The organism is Micromonospora sp. NPDC007208, from assembly GCF_042869175.1.
Classification (GTDB): domain Bacteria; phylum Actinomycetota; class Actinomycetes; order Mycobacteriales; family Micromonosporaceae; genus Micromonospora; species Micromonospora foliorum.
This window is the reverse complement of record NZ_JBIAFG010000006.1, coordinates 63038-80650: the sequence shown is the minus strand read 5'-3', so window position 1 is coordinate 80650 and position 17613 is coordinate 63038. Positions and strand designations below refer to the sequence as shown.

15 protein-coding genes are annotated in these 17613 nt (G+C 72.8%); 4 read left to right on the top strand and 11 right to left on the bottom strand.

All coding sequences use genetic code 11. The features are described from left to right. Positions 1 to 58 precede the first annotated feature (58 nt). The 3 genes from ACFYL6_RS14575 to rsgA all read right to left on the bottom strand — a co-directional run bounded on the left by ACFYL6_RS14575 (position 59) and on the right by rsgA (position 5000). Positions 59 to 544 (bottom strand): Rieske (2Fe-2S) protein, encoded by a 486-nt coding sequence (locus ACFYL6_RS14575; protein WP_124816434.1) that lies wholly within the window; start codon positions 542 to 544, stop codon positions 59 to 61. 163 nt (positions 545 to 707) lie between these two features. Then, a complete protein-coding gene (uvrA, locus tag ACFYL6_RS14570) occupies positions 708 to 3653 on the bottom strand; it encodes an excinuclease ABC subunit UvrA (RefSeq protein WP_387171311.1) in 2946 nt (981 codons plus the stop codon). Positions 3654 to 3929: 276 nt separating this feature from the next. Beyond that, positions 3930 to 5000 carry a ribosome small subunit-dependent GTPase A gene (gene rsgA / locus ACFYL6_RS14565; protein WP_387171309.1) on the bottom strand — a complete coding sequence of 357 codons (1071 nt, stop codon included), beginning with the start codon at positions 4998 to 5000 and terminating at the stop codon, positions 3930 to 3932. Positions 5001 to 5178: 178 nt separating this feature from the next. On the opposite strand from rsgA, the gene ACFYL6_RS14560 reads away from it, so the two are divergent. Together ACFYL6_RS14560 and ACFYL6_RS14555 are read left to right on the top strand one after the other, a co-directional pair. Continuing rightward, the gene (locus ACFYL6_RS14560) at positions 5179 to 5895 is read left to right on the top strand and encodes a maleylpyruvate isomerase family mycothiol-dependent enzyme (protein ID WP_387171307.1); all 717 of its coding nucleotides are present in this window, start codon (positions 5179 to 5181) and stop codon (positions 5893 to 5895) included. Between the two features lie 7 nt (positions 5896 to 5902). Beyond that, positions 5903 to 6556, top strand: coding sequence for an MBL fold metallo-hydrolase (locus ACFYL6_RS14555; RefSeq protein ID WP_387171305.1), 654 nt, complete (start codon positions 5903 to 5905; stop codon positions 6554 to 6556). A 259-nt stretch (positions 6557 to 6815) separates the two neighbouring features. Here the strand turns inward: ACFYL6_RS14555 and ACFYL6_RS14550 are convergent, their stop codons facing one another. Further along, positions 6816 to 7424, bottom strand: coding sequence for a DedA family protein (locus tag ACFYL6_RS14550; protein ID WP_387171303.1), 609 nt, complete (start codon positions 7422 to 7424; stop codon positions 6816 to 6818). A gap of 101 nt (positions 7425 to 7525) precedes the next feature. After that, a complete protein-coding gene (locus ACFYL6_RS14545) occupies positions 7526 to 8209 on the bottom strand; it encodes a class I SAM-dependent methyltransferase (protein WP_387171302.1) in 684 nt (227 codons plus the stop codon). A gap of 193 nt (positions 8210 to 8402) precedes the next feature. Between ACFYL6_RS14545 and ACFYL6_RS14540 the strand changes: the two genes are divergently transcribed. Beyond that, a complete protein-coding gene (locus ACFYL6_RS14540; protein WP_007462771.1) occupies positions 8403 to 8606 on the top strand; it encodes a cold-shock protein in 204 nt (67 codons plus the stop codon). A gap of 48 nt (positions 8607 to 8654) precedes the next feature. On the opposite strand, the gene ACFYL6_RS14535 is transcribed toward ACFYL6_RS14540, so the two are convergent. The 5 genes from ACFYL6_RS14535 to ACFYL6_RS14515 all read right to left on the bottom strand — a co-directional run bounded on the left by ACFYL6_RS14535 (position 8655) and on the right by ACFYL6_RS14515 (position 13848). Next, positions 8655 to 9935, bottom strand: a complete 1281-nt coding sequence (locus tag ACFYL6_RS14535; RefSeq protein WP_387171300.1) for an MFS transporter — start codon at positions 9933 to 9935, stop codon at positions 8655 to 8657. After that, a complete protein-coding gene (locus ACFYL6_RS14530; RefSeq protein WP_387171298.1) occupies positions 9932 to 10507 on the bottom strand; it encodes an ArsR/SmtB family transcription factor in 576 nt (191 codons plus the stop codon). Before ACFYL6_RS14530 ends, ACFYL6_RS14535 begins: the two co-directional genes overlap by 4 nt. Before the next feature lie 108 nt (positions 10508 to 10615). Beyond that, positions 10616 to 11491 carry a hypothetical protein gene (locus ACFYL6_RS14525; protein ID WP_387171297.1) on the bottom strand — a complete coding sequence of 292 codons (876 nt, stop codon included), beginning with the start codon at positions 11489 to 11491 and terminating at the stop codon, positions 10616 to 10618. A gap of 158 nt (positions 11492 to 11649) precedes the next feature. After that, positions 11650 to 13329 (bottom strand): CocE/NonD family hydrolase, encoded by a 1680-nt coding sequence (locus ACFYL6_RS14520; protein ID WP_387171295.1) that lies wholly within the window; start codon positions 13327 to 13329, stop codon positions 11650 to 11652. A gap of 3 nt (positions 13330 to 13332) precedes the next feature. Beyond that, complete coding sequence (locus tag ACFYL6_RS14515) at positions 13333 to 13848, bottom strand: MarR family winged helix-turn-helix transcriptional regulator (protein WP_387171293.1); 516 nt, start codon at positions 13846 to 13848, stop codon at positions 13333 to 13335. A gap of 123 nt (positions 13849 to 13971) precedes the next feature. Between ACFYL6_RS14515 and ACFYL6_RS14510 the strand changes: the two genes are divergently transcribed. Further along, positions 13972 to 16095 (top strand): MMPL family transporter, encoded by a 2124-nt coding sequence (locus ACFYL6_RS14510; protein ID WP_387171291.1) that lies wholly within the window; start codon positions 13972 to 13974, stop codon positions 16093 to 16095. Here ACFYL6_RS14510 and ACFYL6_RS14505 read toward each other — a convergent pair. Then, positions 16092 to 17507: a DedA family protein gene (locus ACFYL6_RS14505; protein ID WP_387171289.1), complete on the bottom strand. Its 1416-nt coding sequence runs from the start codon at positions 17505 to 17507 to the stop codon at positions 16092 to 16094. The two genes, ACFYL6_RS14510 and ACFYL6_RS14505, sit on opposite strands and share 4 nt — an antisense overlap. Positions 17508 to 17613 lie beyond the last annotated feature (106 nt).

Genomic DNA, 17613 nt, shown 5'->3' with positions numbered 1-17613 from the left:
GCCGGGCCGACCGGTCGGTCCGCGTGCGCCCGGGCCAGCCCGCCGGCCCGGCGTCGGATCAGGCCAGCGAGATCTGGTCGCCGGTGACCTTGATGTTCTTGGGCGGCAGCGGCTTGGTGGCCGGGCCGGCCTTCACCGAGCCGTCCTCGATCGAGAACTTGCTGCCGTGGCAGGTGCAGTTGATGGTGCCGCCGTCGACGTTCGTCACCGGGCAGTTCTGGTGCGTACAGATCGGGCTGAAGCCCTTGAACTGGCCCGCCGCGGGCTGGGTGATGACCACACCTTCGGCGGCGAGGACCTTGCCGCCGCCGACCGGGATGTCGGCGGTGGTGGCCAGCGACTGGGCGTTCTGCCGGTCGCCGCCGCCGGCGTCACCGGTGCTGGGCACGGCGGGACCACCACTGGTGGGTGCGTCACTGCCGCTGCCGCCGTCGTCGCTGCCGCAGGCAGCCAGGACGACGGCCGCGCCGACCGCCCCGACGCCGGTGAGCAGGGTACGACGTGTCTGCGTACCCGGACCGGTCAGCGCCTGATCGTCACTCATGCCTCGCCTCTCTCTAGCCCGCTGCGCCGGTCGATAGCCGGCCACACTTCTCCACACGGGCAACTGTGCCGGATGGTTCATCGCGGCATTCGTCCGACCCGGCAAATGGGGCGGGGCGGGTCGTCAAGCGACCCGCCCCGCCCCGCGAACACGCACCGAGAGGTCAGCGCGCGCCGGCCGGCACCTTACGGCTGGCCCGCGCCTTGGTCACGCCGTTGGCCTTGGCGGCCCGCGTGGTGGCGGCAGCGGCACCCTTGGCCTCGCCGTCGAGCTTGAGCACCTGGCGCAGGAACTCGCCGGTGTGGCTCTCGGCCACCTCGGCTACCTCCTCGGGGGTGCCGGTGGCGAGCACGCTGCCGCCGCGGTGGCCACCCTCGGGACCCATGTCGATCAGCCAGTCCGCGGTCTTGATCACGTCGAGGTTGTGCTCGATGGTGATCACCGTGTTGCCCTTGTCGACAAGCCCTTCCAGCACCATCAGCAACTTGCGGATGTCCTCGAAGTGCAGACCGGTGGTCGGCTCGTCGAGCACGTAGACCGTCCGCCCGGTGGAGCGCTTCTGCAGCTCGGAGGCGAGCTTGACCCGCTGCGCCTCACCGCCGGAGAGGGTCGGCGCGGGTTGGCCGAGGCGGACGTAGCCGAGGCCGACGTCGACAAGCGTCTTCAGGTGCCGGTGGATGGCCGGGATGGCGGAGAAGAACTCGGCGGCCTCCTCGATCGGCATCTCCAGCACGTCCGAGACGGTCTTGCCCTTGTAGTGCACCTCCAGGGTCTCCCGGTTGTACCGGGCGCCCTTGCAGACCTCGCAGGGGACGTACACGTCGGGGAGGAAGTTCATCTCGATCTTGATGGTGCCGTCACCCGAGCACGCCTCGCAGCGCCCGCCCTTGACGTTGAAGGAGAACCGACCCGGGCCGTAGCCACGGACCTTCGCCTCGGTGGTCTCGGCGAAGAGCTTGCGGACGTGGTCCCAGACTCCGGTGTAGGTGGCCGGGTTGGAGCGCGGCGTCCGGCCGATCGGCGACTGGTCCACGCCGACGACCTTGTCCACGTGCTCGAGACCGGAGACCCGGGTGTGCCGGCCGGGCACCAGCCGGGCGCCGTTGATCTGGTTGGCCAGCACCGCGTACAGGATGTCGTTGACAAGCGTCGACTTGCCCGAGCCGCTGACCCCGGTGACCGCGATCAACTGGCCCAGCGGGAACGAGACGGTCAGGTTGCGCAGGTTGTGCTCCCGCGCGCCGTGCACCACCAGCTCCCGGGCCGGATCCTGCGGACGGCGGCCCGTCGGCGTCGGGATCGACCGGCGACCGGACAGGTACGCCCCGGTGATCGACTCCTTGTTCTTCAGCAGCGCCGGCACCGAACCGCTGTGCACGATCTTGCCGCCGTGCTCACCCGCGCCGGGCCCGATGTCGACGATCCAGTCGGCGGTGCGGATGGTGTCCTCGTCGTGCTCCACCACGATGAGCGTGTTGCCCAGCCCACGCAGCCGGATCAGGGTCTCGATCAGCCGGTGGTTGTCGCGCTGGTGCAGCCCGATCGACGGCTCGTCGAGCACGTAGAGCACGCCCACGAGGCCGGAACCGATCTGGGTGGCCAGCCGGATGCGCTGCGCCTCACCGCCGGAGAGCGTGCCGGCCGGGCGGTCCAGGGAGAGGTAGTCCAGGCCGACGTCGAGCAGGAACCGCAGCCGCGCGTTGATCTCCTTGAGGACCCGCTCGGCGATCATCTTCTGCCGGTCGGTCAGCTCGATGCCGGCGAGCAGGTCGGCGCACTCCCCCACGGACAGGTTGCAGACCTCGGCGATGCTCTTGCCGGCCAACGTGACCGCGAGCACCTCGGGCTTGAGCCGGGCACCGCCGCACGCCGCGCACGGCACGTCGCGCATGTAGCCCTCGTACTTGTCGCGGGACCACTCGGACTCGGTGTCGGAGTGCCGGCGCTCGATCCACTGCACCACGCCCTCGAAGCCGGTGTAGTAGGAGCGCTCACGGCCGTACTTGTTGCGGTAGCGCACGTGCACCTGGTCGTCGGAGCCGTGCAGGATCGTCTTCTGCGCCCGCGCCGGCAACGCCCGCCACGGGGTGTCGATGTCGAAGTGCTGGGCCTCGCCGAGCGCCTCCAGCAGGCGCAGGAAGTATTCCAGGTTGTGCCCGGTGGACCAGGGCTGGATGGCGCCCTCACGCAGGCTGCGCTCCGGGTCGGGGACCAGCAGCTCCGGGTCTACCTCCTTCTTGGTGCCCAGGCCGGTGCACTCCGGGCAGGCGCCGTAGGGCGCGTTGAAGGAGAAGACCCGGGGCTCGAGATCCTCGATGGCGAGCGGGTGGTCGTTGGGGCAGGCCAGGTGCTCGGAGTAGCGGCGTTCGCGGTCCGGGTCGTCCTCGGGAAGGTCGACGAAGTCGAGCAGGACCAGGCCACTGGAGAGGCCCAGGGCGGCCTCGACCGAGTCGGTGAGCCGCTGCTTGGCGCTCGGCTTGACGGTGAGCCGGTCGATCACCACCTCGATGGTGTGCTTCTCCTGCTTCTTGAGCTTCGGCGGCTCGGTCAGCGGGTGCACCACGCCGTCGACCCGGGCCCGGGCGTAGCCCTTGGCCTGCAGCTCGGCGAAGAGATCGACGTATTCGCCCTTGCGGCCACGGATCACCGGGGCGAGGACCATGAACTTGGTGCCCTCGGCCATGGCGAGGACCCGGTCGACGATCTGCTGCGGACTCTGCCGGGAGATGCGCTCGCCACAGACCGGGCAGTGCGGCTCACCGATGCGGGCGTAGAGCAGACGCAGGTAGTCGTAGACCTCGGTGATGGTGCCGACGGTCGAGCGCGGGTTACGCGAGGTGGATTTCTGGTCGATCGAGACGGCGGGGCTCAGGCCCTCGATGAAGTCGACGTCCGGCTTGTCCATCTGGCCGAGGAACTGCCGGGCGTACGAGGAGAGCGACTCGACGTAGCGGCGCTGCCCCTCGGCGAAGATCGTGTCGAAGGCCAGGCTCGACTTGCCCGACCCGGACAGCCCGGTGAACACGATGAGTGCGTCCCGGGGCAGGTCGAGACTGACGTCACGCAGGTTGTGCTCGCGCGCGCCACGGATGATCAGTCGGTCGGCCACGGTGCGTGTACTCCCGGGAGAAGACGAAGCAAAGGATGTGTCCCGCTCTGGGCGGTCTTGAGCGGTCGTGCGGGCGCGGAAAAGACGCCTCGGCAACTCTAGCCCCGAGGTGTGACAGTTTCCCCCGCCCGCACATTCCCCCAGCTCAGCCCGGTCGGCCGCGGCACCCGAAAGCCCGCGCCACCCGACAACGCACACCACCCGAAAGCCAGGGCGCCCGCGCGTCGGCGCGCGCCATCCGCAAGCCCGGGCGCCCGCGCGTTGGCGGGTGCCCGGTCAGTAGCCGCCGGGCGTCGGCGGGCGCGCGGCCCGGCGTCGGGCCGAACGCCACCCGCCGCGCCGCTCCGCCGCCACCCGGGCCTCCCGCCGCCGGCTCTCGTGGGCCACCTCACCCTGCAGCCGCCGCCAGCTCTCCCACCGACGGGTGGAGAGTTCGCCGGTGTGCAGCGCCTCCCGGACCGCGCAGGCCGGCTCCCCGTCGTGGCCGCAGTCGGCGTACCGGCAGCCCTCGGCCAGCCCGGCGATGTCGGCGAACGCCCGGTCGAGCCCGGCCGCGCCGTCCAGCAGGCCGACCGCCCGCACACCGGGCGTGTCGATCACCGCACCGCCGCCGGGGATCGGTACGAGGGCCCGCCAGGTGGTGGTGTGCCGACCCTTGCCGTCGACGCGCCGGATCGCCTGGGTGGGCATCATCACCGCCCCGACGAGGGCGTTGACCAGGCTCGACTTGCCCGCACCGGACGGGCCGAGCAGGCCGAGCGTGCGGCCGGGTGCCACCTCGGCGCGCAGCGGGTCCAGCCCGAGGCCGAGTTCGGCGCTGACCGGCAGCACCGGCACCCCGGGGGCGACCGCGGCCAGCTGGCGGGCCAGCGCGGCCGGGTCGGCCGCGAGGTCCGCCTTGGTCAGTACGACCAGGGGCCGGGCGCCGGACTCGTGGGCCAGGGAGAGCAGCCGTTCGATCCGGCCCACGTCCGGCTCGGGGTGCACCGGCTCCACCACGGCGGCGGCGTCGAGGTTGGCGGCCAACACCTGGCCGCTGGCGTCCTTGCCGGCGGTACGCCGGATCAGCGCGCCTCGCCGTGGCAGCACCACCTCCACGGTGACGCGGCGGTCCGGCCAGTGGGTGAGCAGCACCCAGTCCCCGGCGCAGGGCAGCGCGGACGGGTCCCGCGCGGCGGTGCTCAGCACCGCCCCACCCAGGCTGGCCCGAACCGGGCCGACCGCGGTCAGCACGGTGCAGACCCCCCGGTCCACCCGGGCCACCCGACCCGGCTCGTGCTCGCCGCGGCGCGCGGCGTACGCCGTCCGCTCGGCGTCCCAGCCGAGGGCGGTCAGATCGATCGTCATGGCATCCTCATCGGTGTCGAAGCTGGTGATGGCGGAACACGCGTGCCACGTCCGGCATGATCACCACCTCCGTCCGATGTCCCGGTGCCGCGTCTGCCGCTGACGGTAGGTGGCGCGCCGACGCGCCGAAAGCGATTTCCCCGGCGACGGCGCGACGGCGGACCGCTAGGGTCGACGGGTGACCACGGATCCGCTGCTGCTGATGGGCGAGGTGGACGCGGCCACCAGCCGACTACTCCGTACCGCTGCGTCTTTCGACGCCGCGGACCTGGCCGCCGCGTCGCTGCTACCGGGCTGGACCCGCGGCCACGTGCTGGCGCACCTGGCGCGCAACGCCGACGGCTTCGTCAACCTGCTCACCGCGGCCCGCACCGGGGAGGCGCTGCCGATGTACGCCTCGCTGGAGGCCCGCACGGCGGACATCGAAGCCGGTTCGAGCCGGCCACCGGCGGAGCACCTGGACGACCTGCGACGCACCGCGGACCTGTTCTCCGAGGCGGTCGCGGCGATGCCGGCCGAGGCCTGGGCGGCGACGGTGCAGGCGCGTAAGGGCCCGTGGCCGGCCGCGCTGCTGGTCTGGGGCCGCCTGCGGGAGATCGAGGTGCACCACCTGGATCTGGCCGCCGACTACCGGGCCGCGCACTGGTCGGAGACGTTCGCCCACCGGCTGTTGCGCGAGGCGGCCAGCCACCACGCCATGGGGCCGACACCGCCGTCGATGGTGTTGCGCCTCGACGGCAGCGAGCACGAGGTGGTGATCGGTGAGCGCGCCGGCGCCCCCATCGTGACCGGTCCCGCCCCCGACCTCGCCGCCTGGCTGATCGGCCGTGCCGACGGCGCCCCACTCTCCGTCACCCCCGACGGTCCCCTGCCTACTCCACCGGAATGGATTTAGAAACGTCATGACATACAGCGGAGACGTCACGCACGGCGGCGCCCCGGCGGTTCGGGTGCTGGACGGGCTGACCATCAGCAAGCTGTCGGTGGGCCCGATGGACAACAACGCCTACCTGCTGCGCTGCACGGGCACCGGTGACCAGGTGCTGATCGACGCCGCCAACGAGGCACCCCGGTTGCTCGAACTGATCGGTGACGGCGGGCTCACCGCCGTGGTGACGACCCACCAGCACATGGATCACTGGGTGGCGCTGGAGGAGGTCGTGGCCAAGACCGGCGCCCGGGCGATGGTGCACGCCGATGACGCGGCGGGGCTGCCGATCGAGGCGGAGCGGCTGGCCGACGGCGACACAGTGACAGTCGGCGACTGTGCGCTGGAGGTCATCCACATCAAGGGGCACACCCCCGGTTCGATCGCGCTGCTCTACCGCGACCCGGCCGGCACCCCGCACCTGTTCACCGGCGACAGTCTCTTTCCCGGTGGGGTGGGTAACACCGACAAGGACCCGGAGCGCTTCGCCGCCCTGATCGGCGACGTCGAGCACAAGCTGTTCGACCAGCTACCGGACGACACCTGGTTCTACCCGGGCCACGGCAAGGACAGCACCCTGGGCGCGGAACGCCCCGCCCTCCCCCAGTGGAAAGCAAGAGGCTGGTAACCCCACCACCCAGAAGACCCAACGTCGACCAAGAACCACCAAGATCACAACCCACCGGCGTAGGCGGCACCCCCGCACAAACCGGAACCACGACGGGGGCGGGGGCCCGCCGTGCCCGGCGCAGGGATCAAGCCTGACCGCCCGGAGCCGGGCACGGCGGGCCCCCGCCCCGCCCACCGCAACCCGGCTCCGGGGCCGGGCACGGCAATCCCCCACCGCACCCGACCCCGAGCGCCCCCACGTCCCCCAGAGAAGCAGCTCAGCCAACGACGGAGAACAACCGCCGCCGCGCCCCCAGCAACGCGACGGAGGCCAGCACCAACCCGACGCCCATCGTGACCAGCAGCGGGCTGGGGTCGCCCGGCAGCAGCGCGGCCACCGACCGTGACGCGGTGCCCAGGGCGAGGTAGAGACCGGCCCAGGCGGCCGCGCCGATCGTCGCGCAGCCGAGAAATCGGCGGTACGACATCCGCAGCCCGCCGGCGGCCAGTGGCAACAGCGCGTTGAAGACCGGCAGGAACGGCGCGACGACCATCATCCGGCCGCCGCCGCGGCGCAGGATTCCTTCCGCCGCCGTCCAGCGGGTCTCGCCGATCCAGCCGCCGACGCGGCTGTGGCGCAGCCGGTCGGAGTAGCGTCGGCCGATCAGGAAGCTCAGCGACCAGCCGGCCAGGCAGCCGATCAGCACCGCGGTGAAGGTGGCCAGCCCGGTGCTCGGGCGGCCCACGCCGACGGCGGCGAGGATCGCGACGTCGCCGGGGACGAGGACACCCAGCAGGGGTACGGCGTCGAAGAGCATGACGAGCCCGAGCGCGCCCATCAGCAGCAGAACCGGTAGTTCTCCGATCTGGGCCAGCCATTGCGTCATGCGTCGACGCTATGGCCGTCGCGCCACTTCGGACATCGGGTCGTAGCCCCCAGTGACCCCTGGGATCCGCCTCGGGGTCGCCCCTGAGTCGTGGTCGGGCCTCAGTCGGGGCGCAGCACCTGCACGTGGCGTAGCGACGAGTCGACCGACGGTTCGGTGGTGGGCACCGGGTAGTCGGCCAGCACGGTCAGGCGGTCCGTCGGTAGGTGTCCGCGGCCGGGGTCGCCGACCAGCACGTCGGCGCCCGCGGCGGCGGCCCGCTGCAGGAAGGGCAGCATCCGGTCGGCCATCGTACGGTCGTAGAAGACATCCCCGGCGACCACCAGGTCGACCTTCGCATCGGTGCTGTCGAGCAGGTCGTCCCCGGTGGCGTCGACGGCGACGTGGTTGGCCCGCGCGTTGAGGGTGACGGCGGCGACGGCGTACGGGTCGATGTCGTTGGCGATCACCTCCGCGGCGCCGGCGAGCGCGGCGGCGATGGCCACCAGCCCGGACCCGGCGGCGAGGTCGAGCACCCGGCGGCCGGCGGCCAACTCCGGGTTGTCCAGGAGGTGGCGGGCCAGGGCCTGCCCCCCGGCCCAGGCGGACGCCCAGTACGGCGCCGGCAGCGCGTGCCCGGCGGCGGCCTCCATCCGGGCCCACCAGACGATCGCGTCCTCGGCCAGGTGCAGCCGCACCTCGGGGACGAAGGGAGTGGGCATCAACCGGAGCCGGTCCAGACCGGTGCCGGGCGCGTGGATCTCGCGTTCCAGCTCGGTCAGCGCGTCGGCTGCGGCACCCCTCATCGGCGCAAGCATGCCCCAGCGGCGGTTGGTCGGGGCGGGTTTCGCATGCCGGCGCGCAGAGTTCACCCGAGTTCAGTCAAAGACCTACGGCACTTCGGCCAGCGGATCGGGGTTTTGCCCGTTACTGTCGAACAGGTACGGGCGATCATCGGCCAGAGGCCGAGGGTCAGCCGCTTTGAACAGGGAGAGATGCATGGCAACCGGCACGGTTAAGTGGTTCAACTCGGAAAAGGGCTTCGGCTTCATCGAGCAGGACGGTGGAGGGCCGGACGTCTTCGTCCACTACTCCGCCATCGCTTCGAGCGGCTACCGGGAGCTCAACGAGGGCCAGAAGGTCGAGTTCGAGGTGACCCAGGGGCAGAAGGGTCCGCAGGCGGACAACGTCCGCCCGATGTAGCTCCGTGCCGGTGACGGCGGCCGGTCTCCGGCCGCCGTCGCAGCGCACTCAAGACGCCGCCGGGGCGGCGGGCAGGTCCCGCCGCCTCCGGATCGGCCCCACCAACAGAATCAACGGGGTGACCGCCAACCAGGCGGTCATCACGACGATTGCCGTCCCGACGCCGTAACGCGCGCCGACCGCACCGGCCAGCACGGCTGCCAACGGGATCGTGCCGTAGTTGAGCAGGTGCATGCTCACCGTCACCCGGCCCAGCAGGTGGTGCGGCGTGTACGTCTGCCGGAAGGCGCCCTTGACCACGTTGCCGATGGCCACCCCCAGGCCGATCAGCAGACCGCCGAGGGCCGGCCAGGCCAGCCCGACGCCGGGTGCGGCGAGGGGAATGAGCAGCGCGGGTGGGCCGGTGAGCGCCGCCGCGATCAGCAGGGCCCGCGCGGTGCCGTAGCGCCGCGCCACGGTGGTGGCGAGCAGCGCTCCGATGATCCCGCCGGCGCTCATCACTCCGACGAGCCCGCCCACCAGGCCCGGCTCGAGACGCAGGTCGCGCACCAGGAAGACCACCAGGACGGCCTGGTAGCCGGTCAGCCCGATGTTGCTGGCCGCGCCGAAGACCGTGAGCACCCGCAGGTACGGGTCCCGGATGACGAAGCGCAGCCCCTCGGTGATGTCCCGGCGCAGCGATCGGGTTCGGTCCGAGGGGCGTACCCGTGGTTCGCGGGTGCGGATGCGCAGCAGGAACACCGCGGAGAGCAGGAACGTGAGCGCGTCCAGCAGCAGTGCGGCGACGGCACCGGTGAGCTGGGCGATCAGACCGGCGAGGCCGGGCCCCACGACGTAGCTCACGGTCTGGGCGGCCTGGAGCTTGGCGTTGCCTTCCGGCAGTTGCCCGGGTCGCAGCAGCACCGGCAGGTAGACCTGGTCGGCGGTTTCGAAGAAGACCCGTGCCGCGCCCGCGCCGAGGGCGACCACCAGCAGTTGCGCGACGGTGAGCCGGTCCAGCAGGGCGGCCAGCGGCACGCTGAGGAAAGCCACCGCGCAGAGCAGGTCGCAGATCACCATCACCGGCCGGCGGGGCAGCCGGTCGACCCACGCGCCGGCCGGCAGGCCGATCAGCAACCAGGGCAGCCAGGCCGCGGCGGTGAGCACCGCCACCTGGAAGGTGCCGGCGTCGAGGACGGCGACCGCGACCAGGGGCAGCGCGACCGTGGTGACGTTGCTTCCGACGCTGCTGACCGCCTGGCCGGCCCAGAGCAGCCGGAAGTCGCGGTGCCGCAGCAGCCCACCCCTCGGACGGACGTCGGTGGAGTCGCCGCGGGTGGCGGTGGTCACGGTCGGGCCGGTACGCCGTGGACGAACACGAAGACCGGCCTGCGGTCGGCGTCGTCGTCGGGCAGGTCCCGGTTGGCCCAGCGCGCGAGAACGTCGATCAGCTCGTGGCTCAGCTCGGCCAGTTCCTCGGGCGTGAGGCGCAGCCAGTGGTCGGTGGAGAACGGCGCGTCGTTCCAGCTGGCCTGGGTGGTCTCGTCGGCGCCGTGCCAGGCTCGGGCCAGGGCGACGTGCCGGTCGAGGTTGAGTGAGGTGGCGGCGTCGGCGACCGCCCGGGAGGCCGGGTCGGCGTCGAAGTCGGTGTTGGACCAGCGCAGCGCCCGGGTGACCAGGCGCCACCACCGCTCGCGCCGGTCCCGGGCCAACTCGGGCGCCTCGGTGACCAGGTCCGCGCCGGCGAGGACCTTGAGGTGGTGGCTGACGTTCGCGGGGGCCTGGTCGGTGCGCTCGGCGAGCAGGCCGACGGTGGAGGGGCCGTGCACCTTGAGGACGTCCATCAGCCGGCGACGCAGCGGGTGGGACATGGCGGCCAGCACCCGGGAGTCGGTGATCTGGCGTACGTCGGAGCTGTCCATGGCAACAGCGTGGCATCCGCAACAGCTCTTGCGCAATATCTATTGCTCAACAACTGTTGCGGAACCGCGCCAAGAGGGGCGGCCCGGCGGCCTCGGGCCGCCCCTCGCTCAGGCGACCAGCCGGCGGGCCAGCTCGTCGGCGACCTGCTTGGCCATGGTGGGCGGGATGGCCGCCGCGATCTTCTCCGGCGTCAGCGAGGCCAGCACGCCCTGGACGATCGCCGGTTCGTCGGTGAAGTCCTGGTTGGACAACGCGGTCAGCGCCGTCTGCAGCGTGCCTATCTGGGCGGCGAGCGACTTGAGCGTCGGGTGCGCCGGGGTGTAGTTCGGAACGGTGACGTCCTCACCCATCGCCATGCGGGTGTAGATCTGCCCGACCGGGTTGCGGCCATCCAGCACGGTGAGGTTCTTGTGGACGGTGGCCAGCCAGTTGTGTTCTTCGGGGGTCATGTCGTCGTCCTCCAGGAGTCCGATGGAGCTGAGGTAGCGGCGGAACAGGGGTCGCTGGTCGCGGCCCGCCTTGATGGCGTCGCGGAAGAAGCTGAAGTGGGTGTGCCAGCGGTGTGAGCTGTCGCCGCTGGTGCGCTTGCCGAGGCGGTCCCACCGCTTCACCGTGGTGCCGTCGGGGCTGTAGATGATCTCCCGGATGTCCCGGGCGTCGGCCGCGTTCGCGGCGCACTGCGCGACGCACCAGACCGAGAAGCTCGGCAGGGTGTTCGTACGACCACCGGAGCGGACGCTGAACTGGCCGACGTCCAGCGCCGCCGCGTCGAGGGTCAGCCCGGCCCGGTCGCGGGGCGACTCGACCACCGAGTAGTCGTTGGGGACCACCCGGTCCGATCCGCAGTGGTAGCCGCCCCGGTGGTCCGAGTCGCCGACGATGCCGACCTCGCCCGGGTCCAGGTCGTCTGAGCCGGGGGCGTTGTCGAGGTGAGTGAGGAGCAGGCTTCGGACGGCCAGGAGATTAGCCGGGGCCCGGGTCATGGGGTCCCCCTTTCCGAGAGGTGGGGACCGGGCACGACGTCACACCGCGTACGCGGTGCTGGGCTTGGGGCGAGCCCGGCCTACTGGTGCACGGCGCCGGGCGTTGGCTCAACCATAGCCCGCGTTTTGGACAAACGCCCAGTTCAGATGGGGTCTGTTCAGATTGGAGGCTGCGGTGGGGCTGAGTGGACGATCGGCAGGAGCAGCGCCGAGGGGTGGGCCGGATCGTGCAGAACCTGCCGCCGGCCGGCACGCAGCGTCACCGCCGTGCCGAGGGGTTCCCCGGTGCCGGGGTTGCGGGCCCACCGCGGATGGGCGCCACCGGAGACCTGCACCCGTAGTCGGTGCCCGGCGGCGAATCGGTACGCGGTCGGCCAGAGCGGCACCGGGACCCGCAGCGTCCCGCAGGGATCGACCCGGAAGCGCTCGGGGGTGACCCGCACCAGACCGTCGCACACGTTCCACGAACGACCCTTGCGGTCCACGTCGCACAGACGAACGAAGACGTCCAGGTACGGCAGGTCGCTGCGGACGTGGATCTCGGCGCGGATCGGGCCGATCACCTCGACCGGCTCGGTCAGCGGGTCGCTGGTGTAGGTCAGCACGTCGGGGCGGGCCTCGACGCGCCGGTTGTCCACCGGGCCGGCCCGCTGGGCGACGAGCAGCGGCCCGCCCAGCGACGGGGTGGGGTCGGCGGGGTCGTAGCGGAACTCGTCCGGCGTCGACGCGACCGGTGGGCGCGCCGCCAGCGCTCCACCGGGTTGCAGGTGCCAGGCGGTCTCGACGGCCGGTGGTGGCCAGTCCGGCAGGTCCCGCCAGCCGCCGCCGGCGCCGCTGACATACAGCCGGACCGGCGGCGCGGCGGACCGCGCCCGTCCGGGCGGTCGGGGCGCGGCCGGCAGGTGCTCGTCGAGCCAGGCCAGCCCCTCGCGCAGCGCGGCCACGAACAGTCCGGGGCTGCCGTGCGTCCACGGGCCGATCACCAGGCGCGCCGGGGTGCCGGCGGCGCGCAGAACGGCGTGGTCGTCGAGCTGGGCGGGAAGGAAGATGTCGTGCCAACCGGTGACCATGACCACCGGCGCCCGCACCTGGGCGACCTGGTCGGCGAAGACCCGGGTCCGCCAGTACGCGGCCTGGGGGGTGTGGTGGCGCAGCCACTCCTGGAAGAACGGGATGCTCACCCCGGTGGCCACCCGGTCGGCGTCGGCCAGGGGGAGGTGCTCCAGCGCGGCGGCCAGCCGGGGCTGCCCCCGCTTGAGTTCCCACTGGCGGGCCAGCCACGGCACGGTCTGCGCGTGCAGCAGCTCTGCCCAGGTGAGCACGGTGTCCAGGGCGAAGGACTCCCCCGCGTACGTCGAGTCGCGGGTGGCCGAGGCGGTCACCACGGCGACCATCGCGCGCAGCTCCTCGCCGGCGTCGGCGGCCAGCGCCCACTGGGCGAAGCCCTGGTAGCTGACCCCGAACATGCCCAGTTGCCCGGACCACCAGGGTTGGCGACGCAGCCAGTCCAGGGTGTCCGCGCCGTCGTCGCGCTCGTGCACCAGCGGGGCGAAGGTCCCGCCGGAGCCGCCGGTGCCGCGGCACGACTGGATCACCGCGTGTCGACCCCGGGCGGCGAGCAGCCGACCGAGCAGCCGCAGTGGTCCACCCCGCCCGTAGGGGGTGCGGATCAGCACGGTCGGCGCGCCGCCGACGCCCGGGGCGTAGTGGTCGGTGCGCAGCACCACACCGTCGCGGGCCCGCACCGGGAGGTCACGCGTGACCCGCACCGGGCCGGGGCGGGTCGGCGGCAGCCGCAGCGCGGCGCTGGCGAGGCGGGTGACGAGCCGGTCCGGCACCGGTCAGCCCGTCGGGCGGCGGGGTGACTCCGGCCGGGCGGCGCGTACCGCGTCCCGGTGCCCCCGCAGCGACTCGCTCATCTCCGCCATGAACCGGTGCACCACCTCCAGCTCGTCCTCGCCGAAGCGGTCCATCACCGTGTCGGTGCGGGCGCCCAGCGGCTGGAAGAACTGCATGGCCAGGGCGGCGCCCTGGTCGGCGTAGTGCAGCAGCACCTTGCGTCGGTCGACGGTGTCCCGGTCCCGGCGGATGTGCCCGGCCCGCTCCAGCCGGTCGATCAGGGCCGTGACCGAGCCGGAGGAGAGGTTGAGCTGCTCACCGAGGCGGCCGGGGGTGATCGGGTCACCGAGCAGCTCGGCGTCCATCACGGCGATCAACGCCTGCAGGTCGGTCGGGTTGAGGCCGTGCAGGTTGGCGAAGGCGTGGCCGACCTGCTGGGCGTCCACCGCGTACCGCCGAAGGTTGTTGGTGATCTCGGCGACCAGCTGCTCGCGGCGCGTGTCGCGCCGTCGGTACATGCCGTGAGTCGCCACCTCGCGCCGCTCTTCCCGTCGTCGGTCCCCCGGGTTGCAGCATAGATCAGCCCCGGATAATCTCGGCTATCAAGATACTCGGCTTTCGAAATACCTTGAGGTCACCTGATGTCTGTGTTCACCAGAGTCGCTCGTGGCCGGCTGGCCGCCTGGCTCACCGTGGCCGCCGCGACCGTCGTGGGCGCGGCCGTCTTCGCGACACCCCAGCCGGACAACCCGGCGCCGGTCTCCGCCACCGGCCTGTCCGCGCAGTGGCAGTCGACCCAGGTGCAACGTCTCCAGGACCAGCTGCCCTCCAGCGAGGTGCAACCGGCCATCGTGGTGGTCAGCCGGGGCGACGGTGGCACGCTGAGCGAGGCCGACCGGGCCACCGTCGGCGCTCGCGCCGAGGGCCTGCGCCGCTTCGCGGTGGGCGGGCAGGTCAGCCCCGCCCAGGTCTCCCCCGACGGCGCGGTCGCCCTCGTCGCCGTACCGCTGGACACCGCCGGCGGGCAGGAGGCCGTCACCGACACGGTGACCCAGCTACGCGCCACCCTGGCCGACCTGCCCGACGGGCTGACCGCCGAGGTGACCGGCGCCCCGGCCTTCACCGCCGACCTCTCCTCGGTCTTCGACGGCGCCGACGTCACCCTGCTCGTGGTGACCGCCGCCGTGGTCGCGCTGCTCCTGCTGATCACCTACCGCAGCCCGTTCCTGTGGATCGTGCCGCTGGTCGTGGTCGCCGCGACCGAGCAGCTCACCCTGCGCGCGGTGGACGTCATCGTGCCCGGCGTCGGCATCAACCTCCAGCAGGGGCAGGTCACCGGCATCGCCAGCGTGCTGGTCTTCGGCGCCGCCACCGACTACGCGCTGCTGCTCATCGCCCGCTACCGGGAGGAGCTGCGCCGCGAGGAGGACCGGTTCGCGGCGATGCGCGCCGCGCTACGCCGCACCGCGGAGCCCATCCTGGCCAGCGGCGGCACCGTCGTACTCGGCGTCCTCACCCTGCTGCTCAGCGAGCAGGAGACCAACCGGGCGCTGGCGGTGGCCTGCGCCACCGGTGTGGTCTTCGCCATGCTCTCGACCCTGTTCGTGCTCCCCGCCGTGCTGGTGCTCTTCGGTCGCGGCCTGTTCTGGCCGTTCGTACCCCGCGTCGGCGGCCCGGTCCGCGAGGGTCGGCTCTGGGGTCGACTCGGCGCCGCCGTGCAACGCCGCCCGGTGGTGGTCGCCACGCTGGCCACGCTGCTCCTCGGCGGCCTGGCGCCGGGTGGGCTCGGCATCCGTACCGGCCTGTCCGAGACCGAACAGTTCCGGGCCGAGCCCGAGGCGGTGACCGGGGCGCAGACCCTGGCGCGGGCCTTCCCGGCCGGCAGCACCCAACCCGTCGCCGTGCTCACCACCCCGGCGGCGGTGCGGGCGGTCACCGACGCCGCCACCGCGGTACCCGGCGTCGCCTCGGCCCGCCCCGGCGACGCCGGCGCGGCCGTCGCCCAGGTCGACGTGGTCCTCGACGCCGAACCCGGCACCACCGCCTCGGACCGCGCGATCGAGGCGCTGCGCGCGGCGGTCGCCGCCGTTCCCGACTCCGCGCCGCCGGCCGCCGCCGGCGCCGACACCCCGTCCGGGGCGATCGTCGGTGGCTCCGTGGCCGCCACCTACGACTCCGACGAGGCCAACGAGCGTGACCTACGACTCATCCTGCCGATCATCCTGCTGCTGGTCGGCGCCGTGCTCGTGCTCCTGCTGCGCGGCCTGCTCGCACCGCTGCTGCTGGTGCTCACCGTGATCGCGTCGTTCTTCGCCAGCCTCGGCGCGGCCTGGCTGCTCTTCGACCACGTGCTGGGCTTCCCCGCCCTGGACAGCGGCGTGCTGCTGCTCGCCTTCGTGTTCCTGGTGGCGCTCGGGGTGGACTACAACATCTTCCTGGTCACCCGGGCCCGGGAGGACGCCCGCAGCGCCGGCACCCGCGCCGGGATGCTCTCCGCCCTGCGGGTCACCGGCGGCGTGATCACCAGCGCCGGAGTGCTGCTCGCCGCGGTCTTCGCCGTGCTCGGCGTACTGCCGCTGATCACCCTGACCCAGATCGGCATCATCGTCTGCATCGGTGTCCTGCTCGACACCCTGCTGGTCCGCACCGTCCTGGTGCCGGCGCTGGCCTTCCTGCTCGGCGACCGCTTCTGGTGGCCCGGCCGCATCGCGCGGGACCCGGTGCAGGCCACCCCGAGGTCACCCGAGCCGGTCGCCGCGCCCTAGGGCTCGACCGGGCGGCGGTCCCCCTGCGACGGCCGCCCGGTCTGGTCCACCGGCGGTTGACGATCCCCCACCGCCCGGTCCCGGGTCGCCCAGGCGATCATGAACACCACCGTCCAGAGCACCCCGAGCAGCACCGCCGCGGCCGTCCCGCTCGCCGTGTCCAGCCCGAGGTAGAGCCGCGCGCCGCCGATCCCGAGCACCCCCGCCGCGGCGGCGGTCCAGGCGGCCACGGCCACCGGCCAGTGGGCGCTGCGCGACACCAGCCAGGCCAGGGTGCAGAAGCTCGCCGCGACCACAGCGTTCTGGGTCGAGAGCGGAGCCACCTCCCCGCCGCCCGGGGCGGTCCCGTTCGGGCCGGTCAGCTCGGCCACCACGGCCAACACCACCAGCGGCACGAACGCGCCCACCGTGCCGACCACACTGAGCAGGTCCGCCCGCCACGGCCGGTTGCGCCACGCCAGCACCGCCGCCACCAGCGCCACCAACAGGATCAACACCCACCCTCGTACCACCGACACCACGACCATCGTGACGTCGGCGGCGTCCGGGGTACGCCGGGCGGCGAACCACCCCGCGACGGCCCCGTCCAGCGCGGCCAGCCCACTGTTGCGCACCGCCACCGCGAGCAGACCGGCGATGGCGAGCCCGGCGGCGAACAGCAGCAACAGCCCGGCGGCCAGATTGAGCAGCAGCGTCCAGGCCGGGCCGATCCGCATCGCCACCAGGAAGAACAGCACCCCGTAGCGGGCCGTGAGCCACCGCACCGGGGGCAGCGCGCCCGCCCGGGACAGCAGCGCGCGCACCGGGTCGGGGTTGCGACCCAGCCACCGGCCGACCAGCACCACGCCCACCAGGCCGGCCAACAGCAGGAACGCCACCCCGGTGGCCCGGCCGAGCAGCCGGGAGACCGTGTCGTACGACTCACCCGCGAGGTGACCGAGCAGCACCGAGCCGCCCACCCAGGTCACCACCCCGGCCAGGTTCCACACGGCGAACCGCCGGTACGGCATGCCGGCCGCACCGGCCAGCCGGGGCACCAGGGTGCGGGCGAAAGCCACCCACCGGGCCGCGAACACGCCCCGACCACCGAGGCGGGCCAGCATGGCGTCGGCGCGGGCCCACCGCTGCGGCCCGACCCGGTGACCCAGCCCGGCGCGCAGCCGAGGGCCGTACCGCCGTCCGGCGCGAAACGCCAGCCCATCGCCGAGGACCGCCGCGACGATCATCGCGAGCAACGCCGGCCCGAGCCGCAAGGTACCGTTGTAGGTGAGGAAGCCGACCAGCAGCAGGGTAGCCTCACCCGGCACCAGCAGGCCGAAGATCACCGCGGTCTCGCCCGCCACGATCAGCGCGGCGACCAGGTAGATCCACAGGGTGGGCAGACCCTGCACCCAGGTCAGCAGGTCGTGCACTCAGGCCCCCGGGACACGGGTGCCAGCATGCCAGCCGGGGGAACCACCGGCACAGCGGTTTCACCATAGATCAGGGGCACCTGGGGGTGACCCCGACGCAGCCTGC

Excerpts from the sequence above, each read along its gene's own strand:
- ACFYL6_RS14510 (WP_387171291.1), top strand. The coding sequence starts at position 13,972 with ATGTCTGTGTTCACCAGAGTCGCTCGTGGCCGGCTGGCCGCCTGGCTC.
- rsgA (WP_387171309.1), bottom strand. The coding sequence starts at position 5,000 with ATGACGATCGATCTGACCGCCCTCGGCTGGGACGCCGAGCGGACGGCG.
- ACFYL6_RS14545 (WP_387171302.1), bottom strand. The coding sequence starts at position 8,209 with ATGAGGGGTGCCGCAGCCGACGCGCTGACCGAGCTGGAACGCGAGATC.
- ACFYL6_RS14525 (WP_387171297.1), bottom strand. The coding sequence starts at position 11,491 with ATGACCCGGGCCCCGGCTAATCTCCTGGCCGTCCGAAGCCTGCTCCTC.
- ACFYL6_RS14555 (WP_387171305.1), top strand. The coding sequence starts at position 5,903 with ATGACATACAGCGGAGACGTCACGCACGGCGGCGCCCCGGCGGTTCGG.
- ACFYL6_RS14575 (WP_124816434.1), bottom strand. The coding sequence starts at position 544 with ATGAGTGACGATCAGGCGCTGACCGGTCCGGGTACGCAGACACGTCGT.
- ACFYL6_RS14550 (WP_387171303.1), bottom strand. The coding sequence starts at position 7,424 with ATGACGCAATGGCTGGCCCAGATCGGAGAACTACCGGTTCTGCTGCTG.
- ACFYL6_RS14515 (WP_387171293.1), bottom strand. The coding sequence starts at position 13,848 with ATGTACCGACGGCGCGACACGCGCCGCGAGCAGCTGGTCGCCGAGATC.
- ACFYL6_RS14530 (WP_387171298.1), bottom strand. The coding sequence starts at position 10,507 with ATGGACAGCTCCGACGTACGCCAGATCACCGACTCCCGGGTGCTGGCC.
- ACFYL6_RS14540 (WP_007462771.1), top strand. The coding sequence starts at position 8,403 with ATGGCAACCGGCACGGTTAAGTGGTTCAACTCGGAAAAGGGCTTCGGC.